This is a genomic window from Leptolyngbya sp. UWPOB_LEPTO1 (assembly GCF_017302695.1).
GTDB lineage: Bacteria > Cyanobacteriota > Cyanobacteriia > Leptolyngbyales > Leptolyngbyaceae > Leptolyngbya > Leptolyngbya boryana.
This window is the reverse complement of the sequence record NZ_JAFLCJ010000018.1, coordinates 115,731-126,085: the sequence shown is the minus strand read 5'-3', so window position 1 is coordinate 126,085 and position 10,355 is coordinate 115,731. Positions and strand designations below refer to the sequence as shown.

General features: G+C 45.3%; 6 protein-coding genes and 1 CRISPR repeat array. Of the genes, 5 read left to right on the top strand and 1 reads right to left on the bottom strand.

Annotation, left to right across the window (positions count from 1 at the left end):
- Positions 1–132: 132 nt before the first annotated feature.
- Positions 133–1,798: a CRISPR direct-repeat array (repeat unit 37 nt; unit sequence GTTTCAGTCCCGTTGCCGGGATTAAGTGCGCTGATCG).
- Between the two features lie 237 nt (positions 1,799–2,035).
- On the bottom strand, positions 2,036–2,902 hold the full coding sequence (locus tag J0L70_RS23690) for a helix-turn-helix transcriptional regulator (RefSeq protein ID WP_287456140.1): 867 nt from the start codon (positions 2,900–2,902) through the stop codon (positions 2,036–2,038).
- 78 nt (positions 2,903–2,980) lie between these two features.
- Between J0L70_RS23690 and cas3 the strand changes: the two genes are divergently transcribed.
- The 5 genes from cas3 to cas10d all read left to right on the top strand — a co-directional run bounded on the left by cas3 (position 2,981) and on the right by cas10d (position 10,355).
- A complete protein-coding gene (gene cas3, locus J0L70_RS23685) occupies positions 2,981–5,155 on the top strand; it encodes a type I-D CRISPR-associated helicase Cas3' (RefSeq protein ID WP_287456139.1) in 2,175 nt (724 codons plus the stop codon).
- A 297-nt stretch (positions 5,156–5,452) separates the two neighbouring features.
- Positions 5,453–5,656, top strand: a complete 204-nt coding sequence (locus J0L70_RS23680) for a hypothetical protein (protein WP_190650421.1) — start codon at positions 5,453–5,455, stop codon at positions 5,654–5,656.
- Positions 5,657–5,873: 217 nt separating this feature from the next.
- Positions 5,874–6,548 (top strand): type VII toxin-antitoxin system MntA family adenylyltransferase antitoxin, encoded by a 675-nt coding sequence (gene mntA, locus J0L70_RS23675; RefSeq protein WP_268243151.1) that lies wholly within the window; start codon positions 5,874–5,876, stop codon positions 6,546–6,548.
- Positions 6,545–7,018: a type VII toxin-antitoxin system HepT family RNase toxin gene (gene hepT, locus J0L70_RS23670; protein ID WP_287456138.1), complete on the top strand. Its 474-nt coding sequence runs from the start codon at positions 6,545–6,547 to the stop codon at positions 7,016–7,018. Before mntA ends, hepT begins: the two co-directional genes overlap by 4 nt.
- A complete protein-coding gene (cas10d, locus tag J0L70_RS23665; RefSeq protein ID WP_287456136.1) occupies positions 6,996–10,355 on the top strand; it encodes a type I-D CRISPR-associated protein Cas10d/Csc3 in 3,360 nt (1,119 codons plus the stop codon). The genes hepT and cas10d overlap by 23 nt, the downstream gene beginning before the upstream one ends.

Here is a 10,355-nt window from a genome sequence, read left to right as displayed (position 1 = left end):
TCGAGGACGACTTTGGCTTTGAATTGCGGGCTGTATTTCTTGGCTTGATTTGACATGCACTTGATCCTACTCCTTAAACGGTTTCTTGTCGCTCTTGGAGTGGTCTAGTTTTTGGGGGGCATTTCAGTGTGTGTTTCAGTCCCGTTGCCGGGATTAAGTGCGCTGATCGTCTTTGATCCTGGGGATGGCTGGACGCAGTAAGTTGTTTCAGTCCCGTTGCCGGGATTAAGTGCGCTGATCGTTTGCCGCTAAGGTCCGCTCTAGAGAAAAGCCTCAGTTTCAGTCCCGTTGCCGGGATTAAGTGCGCTGATCGCTGCACCTTCGGTCGAAGTTCGGGAGGAATGTAGAAAAGTTTCAGTCCCGTTGCCGGGATTAAGTGCGCTGATCGCCCGTCTGCCCCATATACAAACTAAAAATGAAAAGTTTCAGTCCCGTTGCCGGGATTAAGTGCGCTGATCGTGACGCGATCGCACTGGATAAATCTTACGAGCCGGAGTTTCAGTCCCGTTGCCGGGATTAAGTGCGCTGATCGATACAGCGAACTTGGCACGGAATCTGCTCGATGGTTCGTTTCAGTCCCGTTGCCGGGATTAAGTGCGCTGATCGGCAGAGCAGGCAAGAGCCTACCAAAAGTTTCAGACCCGGCAAGTTTCAGTCCCGTTGCCGGGATTAAGTGCGCTGATCGTAGAAACAAAGTTTGATAAAACGACCGGAGAATTTATCGGTTTCAGTCCCGTTGCCGGGATTAAGTGCGCTGATCGTTCTAAAGGCGCAGGGAAAGGGATGTTTGCCGCTGTTTCAGTCCCGTTGCCGGGATTAAGTGCGCTGATCGAAGAATTGAGCCATTGCTTTAATTTTGCTCAGTTGCTGTTTCAGTCCCGTTGCCGGGATTAAGTGCGCTGATCGCTATGCAGGGTGGTGCGTATTCTTCGTGTCTGGAGAGTTTCAGTCCCGTTGCCGGGATTAAGTGCGCTGATCGCTTCATCCTAGCGATGTTGAAAAGCTTCTGCAAATGTTTCAGTCCCGTTGCCGGGATTAAGTGCGCTGATCGCCAATCGCTCCACTCCTGCAAAATCGGCAACTCCCAGTTTCAGTCCCGTTGCCGGGATTAAGTGCGCTGATCGAACTTTAGATGATAGTAATCGCTCAATTATTGATTACGTTTCAGTCCCGTTGCCGGGATTAAGTGCGCTGATCGTAATGAACCGTTGCCGAGGACTCCTCGTTCACGCAGCAGATAGTTTCAGTCCCGTTGCCGGGATTAAGTGCGCTGATCGCTAGATAGATATCCTGAGCCGATCCAGAGGCTCATTGTTTCAGTCCCGTTGCCGGGATTAAGTGCGCTGATCGCGCAGATTAATCAGGCTCAGCAAGCAGTGAATCAAGGTTTCAGTCCCGTTGCCGGGATTAAGTGCGCTGATCGCCAATAATCCCGCAGCGGGTGGGGGTGGGGGTGGTGCGAGTCTGAAGTTTCAGTCCCGTTGCCGGGATTAAGTGCGCTGATCGTCATGCTGGCTTGCGATCGGCTCGATCGGCGGTCGGTTTCAGTCCCGTTGCCGGGATTAAGTGCGCTGATCGCGCCGATTTGATGCCAGTCTCGGCATGGACTGGGAGTTTCAGTCCCGTTGCCGGGATTAAGTGCGCTGATCGCCAATATATTCAAACAGCTCGTGCGGATCAGTGTCTTGTTTCAGTCCCGTTGCCGGGATTAAGTGCGCTGATCGAGTTCCGTTAAGCCGTAGTACAAATCACAAAACTCATGTTTCAGTCCCGTTGCCGGGATTAAGTGCGCTGATCGTCCGCCATCTGGAACCCTTACTGAACAAGGGCTGTAGAACCGATTTTGGCAAAGGTCATCTGAAACATTGATCCCAGCCCTTATTCTACAATGATAGCGATTTACTGAATCGTTAAAACTATTGATTTGTCTTGGTTCTAGCAATTTGGCGAACCCCCCAGGGTTTTCGACCCCGCTTCGGTTTGTCAAAATCTCGTTCAATCATAAATCGATCGACTAATTCTGTCGAGTCTTTACTCAAGACTGAATTCCATAGCGATCGCGCATCCCTAAAATCTCCTGTTTCATCAACTCCCGCACACTTTCTGGTGCAACCACTTCACAATCTTGCCCATATCGCAAAATCTCCCGAATCAACCAAAACGTACTCGACACCTGCCGCACCACCCGCCGCACTTGGGGTAACTCTTCATGCCACTCGTTCACAATATCGATCGCGCTTTTACTCCGATACGCAAACGCCAACCCCCGAAACAAATGCAATTCCACTAAAATCATCGCTAATCCAGACGTTCTCCACTGTCCATCTGCTCGACTAATTGCCGCATCTGTAATGCGATCGAGCCTGAGCGATCGATTATGCTGCAACTCCCCCAGTCCTTGCGCTTCTTCCGTCTCCTCACACCAACAATCGAGATACTGCCGATCCTCATGAGACGCGATTGCCGCATACCGAATCGTAAATTGCCAAACTCGTTCTGCCGCATCCTGATACGACAACTGAAACGGCTGCTGTTGCCGAATGTATCGCTCTAGCTGCAAGCGCCAAGGCTGAACAGGCTTCGCAATGAATTGTTCTAACTCAACTCTCAATGGAATCGTCAACTCACTGCGCTCAATCAAAAGTTGCGCGATTGCAACTGCATCCTCAATCTTGCCTGCATCGACTAAAGCCGAGCGTGCTTGATTCAACGCATTGATTCGCTCAATTTTCCAATCGTGATTCGGCGCAATCGTCAATTGGCGACGTGCGATCGCTTCTACCAGTTTGGAAATATTTGCGCGATCGCCCCAAGTCATTCCCAGTTCGAGCGCCAAACCTTCTAGCTCAGCTTTATCGCGATCGGAGATCGCTAACGTAATTGATTGACCTTTGCGCCCCATATGTACGTACACTTTGAACTTGCACTTTTTTATTATGCCGATATGATAGACCTATAGCAACTCGTTACGTACACTTCGATGAGTATCTACTCTGTTACACTCCAGTCAGTTTATTCTTGTCCCGCGCTAGAAGTTTCGGAGGAAGTGCAGCTTCCGGATCAATGGGTACTTTCTTGGCATCAAGCAGAAACTCTAAAAGCACTACAAGATCCAGAAATCGATGTCGTTTTTAATACAGCAATGACAGGAGATGGAAAGAGTTTGGCAGCGTATTTGGGAGTTCTTCAAGGAGACTGTTGCGCGATCGGGTTATATCCCACTAACGAGCTTGCAAGAGATCAAGAAACTCAAATTAATAATTACATTCAACAGTTCCAGCCAGAAAATGAACCGCGAGTTGTGAGATTGAGCGGAGCAACCTTAGAGAACTATGCAGAAAATGAAGACTTGCGGAAAAGTGCTGCGATCTCAACTCGAACTGAGCAAACAGAAGTGTTACTCACCAATCCGGATCTCTTTCATTACTTACATCGAGGTGCTTATCTCATGCCCAATGATAGTCCCGATAAACTGTGGGGACGGATTGATAAAGTCTTCGAGCTATTCATTTTTGATGAGTTTCATGTATTTGCTGCCCCTCAGATTTCGAGCGTGATCAACACAATGCTATTGATCCGATCAACGAGTCGGCGCAGAAAGTTTTTGTTTCTATCTGCAACACCAGATGAACAGTTAATTCAGCGCTTGAGAAAAGCAGGGTTTCGCTGTAAAGTCATTAACCCGATCGCAGAAAACAAGTATCAATTCCCTGTCTCAGCCGAGCAACAAGAACAGCTTAAATCGGAAAATTGGCGACAAGTTGCACGATCGATTAGGCTCAACTTTGTACCGTTGGAGTCTGCTGCAAAAGCTTCAGAAATATGGTTAAGAGATAATGCAGCATTAATTTTAGAGCAGTTCCAGCAACATCCTGGAAGTAAAGGGGCAATTATTCTCAATTCGATCGCAGCAGTCAAGCGCTTGAAACCCTTCTTTCAAGCGCAACTCTTGCCCTATGGTTTAACAGTCAATGAGAACACGGGACTATCTGGAACAACAGAGCGAGAACAGTCTTTGTCTGCCGATCTGATTCTGGGAACCAGTACAATCGATGTCGGAGTTGACTTTAAGATCAACTTTCTCATTTTTGAATCGGCTGATGCAGGTAATTTTATCCAGCGCCTTGGACGATTAGGGCGACACGATGGCTATCAACTGAACAATCGAACGATTCAGTTTAAGAACTTTACAGCTTACGCACTTGTTCCGAAGTTTTTTACAGAGCGGCTGTTTGAGGGGGACTCGCCTCCGTTGATTCAAGGTGAACAGTACGATCGTCCTTTTCTCAATTCGACGGTTTTAGATGAGTATCGGACTATCAATGATTTTCGGGGTTACTACAAACGATGGGGAGCCTTTCAGTCACTGCATCTGGGTCGCAAATTAGGGCATAAAACGATTCGAGAACAGTATGCCAGTAGCTTAGAAATCTTTCAGGCGGCTTGTGAAAGTGTTTTTGATCGCTCTTTTAGAGAACTTGCTGGATTTGTCAGAGGTTGGGCGCAGGAGTGGCAAAAGCTTTCGGGGAAGAAAGAGGGGAATCCAATTTATGAGGATGCTTGTAGTTTCAGAGGCTCTAGTCCGCTACAGTGCGGGATCTATGATTTGACCGAAGAGAATGAAATCGATCGCTTTAAAACTTACGATCTCCCCGGAATTCTCAGCAATCTAGAAATTGAGATGATGAGTGAAGCAGCATTTCTGCGATCGCTCAATGAGACAGTTCAACGCACTCAGCACCCGATTCCAAAAGGTCGATTTTCTCACTGTTTAGCTTTTATGAAACTTCATCGCTATCGAGAAGAGAGAGCGAACTGGAAATTCACCTACTCAGGAGATCTCAGCGCAAAAGCTTGGCAAATCCAAGTTCTCAAAGGGATCGAAGTCTGGCAACCGGATAACTCTTGGGCAAGTGAGATCAATAAACGGCTGAGAATAGAGAGTTTGGTTGCCTATGTGGTAAAGCGTCCTGTGGCTGATGTGCGATTTAGGCTAAAGCTGCCGATGCACTTTCAGATTTATCCGATTAGTGATTCGCGCAGCTTCCATGATGCGATCTCGCCTTACGCGATCGCGTTCGGACAAAGTGCATTACTCCTCGACACCCTCGCCTATCAACTCAAAAGCAAAGGAGACGACCCGTGGATATTTTAAGGTTTCAGTCCCGTTGCCGGGATTTAGAAGAATCTGACGGAGATGAAACAGCTTACGCCATTAAGTGCAGACGTATTTATTTCAATCCCGTTATCGGGATTCAATTCCCTGTGTTTAACGCAAGGCTCCGCAGACACCCTGAAATTGTATCAAGTTTCGACATATTTAACGGTTAAATATGTCTGAACTTAAAAAATCTCTTGCTATCGGCTATCGATCACGCTAGATTTTGATCGATAAAAGGAATAGTCCTTTTGAACTGTAAATTTAGTTACATCCTTTACCGTGGAGAATTTTATGGATTCCAAGAAGACCAAGCTAGAGTTGTTGCACGAACTTCTTTCGGATACAACATGGCACTGGGGCGATGAATTGGCTGTAAAGGTCGGACATCGTTTTGGAGCAACGATTAAACTAGCCAGAGACAAAGGCTACTTGATTGAAACGAATCGGGTGGGGCTGAAGAATCGTTACCGGATGTTGAAAACTTCAGTTCGTTAAAAACTTTAGGCTCTCTATAATTCTAAGAGAGCCTGCCTACGACTAGAGGGAAGTTTCCGAATAGCTTTCGGCATTAAGTACAGGCGTAAGTAATCTCAACCCCCTTCAATCTACTTCGGTAGCAAGGCTGGTTAAGTCACGATAAATCCTAGAACTAGAATGCAAATCACCCTAATTGCTTCCCTCTTTTCATACTCCGTCTAAAGAGAGCTACAAAATGAATGAGCAAAATCTTCTGAAACGGATTACAGTCGATCGCAAGATTCTCGATGGCAAACCTGCTATCCGAGAGCGCCTCACTGTTGAGAACGCTTTAGAGCTAATCGCAGCAGGAGAGACATTTGAAACAATGGTAAAAACCTATCCGTGGTTGGAACAGGAAGACATCCAAGCTTGTCTGCTTTATGCTCGTCAGTTGGTGCGTCAGGAACAAGCTAAACTTTCAGATCAGCCTCCACAAACTTTAGAGGAACTGATCGAATTCGTACCGCAGATTCTTGAGCAGGTTCCCTATCTCAAATTATTAGTTCTCTTTGGCTCTAGAGCTAGAGGAGATCATGATGCAAACAGCGACTGGGATTTTGCTTTCTTATGCGATGAAGAACTCCGCAAACAATACGAAAAAGGAGGCTTCGACTTTCTCCGGATCTGGGGAGTTTTGCAGCAGATTTATAAGCTAGGTGATGATCAGATTGATGCGATCGAGATGAAAGAGTGTTCAGATTTGCTAGCACATAATATTGCAAAAGACGGACAGATTCTTTATGAACTTGAACCAGGAGAGTTTGAGCGCTTTCAGCAGCAAAAACTCATGAGTAAAGAGCAACTTAAATTTTTTCGTCAACAGCAACGAGAATCGATTCGATCCACCTTGGAGAAACTTAGACGATGAAGGAATTCACTCCAGTTACGGTTGGCAAAAAACTAGAGGGGATCGGGAGGCGATTACAACGCCTCGATCGCTTTCAATCCCTAACGTTGGATGACTATCTGCAAGATGAGGACATACAGAGCATTATTGAACGTCTACTTGAACAAGTTATTCAATCTGCTCTTGATATCAACCGAGCTTTCCTGAAGCGCGTTGCTGGAATCACTTCAGAAGGTGGAAAAGCTCCAAAAAATGCTGAAACATTCATCTTAGCTGGGCAGTATGGATTGATTTCTCCAGCATTAGGTAACCGTATGGAGAAATCAGGTGGATTTCGGAATGTACTCGCTCACTTATATGACGAAATCATTGCTGAAAAGGTATATGAAGCTCTGCAATATGCTTTGGCTGATTATCCACAGTACGTTGCAGAAGTTGAAACCTACTTAAGTTTACTAGAACAAACAGATGACGAAGAAGATACAGAATAAAGTTGAAGCAGAGCAGTTGTTGCCTGACTTAGAAGAGACGACGGCAGATTTAGATCAATCGGATGATTGGATGGATGACTCTGAGCTAGAAGGTGAAAGCAGTTCTCGCACAATCGATCCTGGTCAACGCGAATTACTCACTCTCAAACTCCTTCGAGAAGCAATCCAGGCGCAAAATCCGAATGATGCTGTGATGCAAGATTTTGCTGAATACGTTTTACCGAATCTATTGCGAATTGCGATCGGAGTGACAGCAAAAGGCGGTCAATTCTTTGAACAACTCGATCGACAACGCGAAGCAGAAGGAAAAACTAAGGTTCGACGAGATAATGCAGGTGATCAATCACTCAATACGCATTTGTTGAATGGATTATTTCCCGCAAATCTGATTGAGCAGCGCTTGGAAAAAATGGATACGACCATTCGACGAGTTGTGAAAGAGAAAGAACGAAGACTTGCGATCGCTGGTTTCATTCTGCACGATTTCGAGAAATTTCCAGATGCGCCTGATGACTGTCGCAAATTAGCGATCGCGCAACATCGGCAAATTATTGATCAAAAAGTTCAGCAGCTAGGACTCGATCAATTCATTGATCCGAACAATACTGACACTTATCGAGATTACATTGATGATTTACTTTGTATTGCGTACAATGCACAGCGACGATGGGATACAAATTGGAACTTTTCTGAGTATGGATTAGATCCGATTCTCAACGGTCAGAAGCTTTCAAGCCTTGCAAATCTAGCTTGTCTCGCAGATTCTTTGGCTTCGATCGTTAAACACCCATATGATGCTGAAAGCTCTAGACTCAAAGAGCTAATTCATACGCTCAGTGATGGCAAGCTGAAACTTACTTATCACAGCATTTCAGAAAATCGAGGTGCTTTAACAAACGTTGTAAACAATGCTTTAGTGGATGCACATACTAGTCTCAATACAGATGAGTGTATCTATGAGCCATTGCTGTACTTACCCACTGGGGTAATCTATCTCGCTATCAAAGATGCACCAGCGATCGATCCCAGCGATCTGCCTGATCGAGTTGTCAATAAAATCAAAGACCTTTGTACCGAGCAATTACGGCTTAGACAAACTGGATTTGGGCGAGATGGTAAAGGGATGAAATATGCAGACTATTACACTCTGTTCTGCGATGACCGGACTCTGATGCAAATCGCGCTAGATGCAACGTTGAGAATTCTGTCATCGACTAAAGCTTCAGTTGCTAAAAGTCGAAACGACAAACTACTAGAATTTCAGCAAAAAGGCGCATTGTCAGCCGATTATGATTTCAGTTTTGGAGATGACATTCGCATTGATCAAATTGCAGAATTTGGGGATGTGGTTAGTCGTAAAATTTGGGGCGATCGCGTCGAAAAAATTACAACTGCTCGCAAGCAAAATAAGAAACTGCCCGAATTGCCTGAGTTGAATCTAACGCAGAGCGTTGCTGAATCGTTGGGATTAGCAGAATACTTGCCGCAGATCCGAGAGATTCAGAAAATTAATGAGACGCTTAAAGAGCAAAAAATCAAAGGCAGTACGGGCGGAATCCCTTACGAATGGTACTATCTTGCAGCAAAGTATCTAGAGCGTCATCCTGGAATTGAGAATGTTCGTGAACTCTGTGAACAGATCATTGCCTGCATTGCTGATCAGATTGAACCAATTGTTAGTCAATATCAACTACAAGATGGCTGGGAAGATCTGCGATCGTGGATTCAATCAGTAGTGATGCTTCCTCAATCGACTCCACCCACTCTGAAAGCTGATCAATTTCTCAAAGAGTTAGCGAACTACAATGCAGCCAAAAAAGTTGGACGCGGAAAGCAGTTGATCTGCTCGATCTCTCATTCTGCCTACACGGTGACTGAACAGATGGAGTCATCCGTTTTATTCACACCACAGGTTTATACCAACAAGCAAATGCTAGGAGGAGGAAACGCAAAGCGAAATATTTCTAGCATTGCTAGCTTAGAAATTATGCTGCGACAAATCTTGATGAATCAAACCCAAGCTGTCGGAAAACGATTTGAGGATGGAAAATACCGCTATCTTTATTTCTATCCCACTTATTACTTCACACCGGAAACCAATCGTTTTTTGCAAAAAGCATATACCAGCATTGCTCAAACGCGCTTCGATACGACCTTGCGAAATCATTTCATTTCTAAGTCTCTAGAAGCTGACTTTGGGCGAGAACGCTATCAATCAATCGATACGTTTCTAATGGATGAAGAGAAGGAGAATCGGGTCTTCAAGCTGTCTTACCCCGAAGATCAACCTTTAACCTTCTACTTCATGGCTTTGCCTCCTGGGAAAGACCCCAATGACACAGAATCTTGGGTAATGCCTGCCTGGTTAGGCTTTGCATTTCCAATGATTTTAGATGTCAAAACCGTAGTTTCTGAATCACCGATCCCGCCTTTTACAGATGGTGCAGAGTTTGAAGAAAGCGTCTTTTTAGATAGTGCGCCGCAAGCCATTCGGGTTTTAGTCAAGCGCGATCGCTTTCGGTTGGATGCGATTCTAGAAGGCTGGAACGATGCAGATGGAACTTGCTATCCCGCCCCTCTAAATGTTCTGACGGCAGCTTATGCAATTCACCTAGAAGTCAACGCCAAACAAGGCAAGGGCGGCTATGATGCGGACTGGGGAAAATTGACGGAGCTTGCCAAAGATTTTGAAACGAGTCCCCTTTATGTTTTTAACTATCTCAACCGATGGATACGCAAACAGAAAAACGACACTGCCCGAATCGAGAAAATTCGTCTCTATGCTCACCATTTCTATCCTTGCTTTGATCCTTATGTCGAATTTGATCCAACAGTCGATCAACTAAAGCTAATTTCACCAGAAAAATCGCCCATGAATCATCCTCAAAAGCTAACTGATTTGTATCGAAAATTCTATCGAGCAAACAGACGCTATAATCCCAAAGCAAATGCCGTTCTAAAGCCGATCGATGTAGCAGCAGAAGTCCTTCTCAAAGCCGATTCAATTGTCTTTGATGATGAAACTTTAATCGCTGTTGTTGCATCAGAAGTCTTTAAGTTAATGGATCGTGTTAGAGCTTCACGCGCTGAAGGTTTTAATCAAATCTTCGATCGAGAAGAAGAACGACAAGCCATTCTTGATTTTGCTCGATACTTTGTCGTTGATGTTTTTCAGAAAGCTTTTGCCAGCGATCGCGCTCGACTCGCAGGACGACAACTGAACCTGCTTCGAGACACTTGCGAGTTTCTCTATCGCTTAGAGCAAGATAAAGAAAATCGCGAACTGAAAGCGAAAGGCGAAGCCTCAGAAGACGAAGATGCAGTTATTGAGAACTAA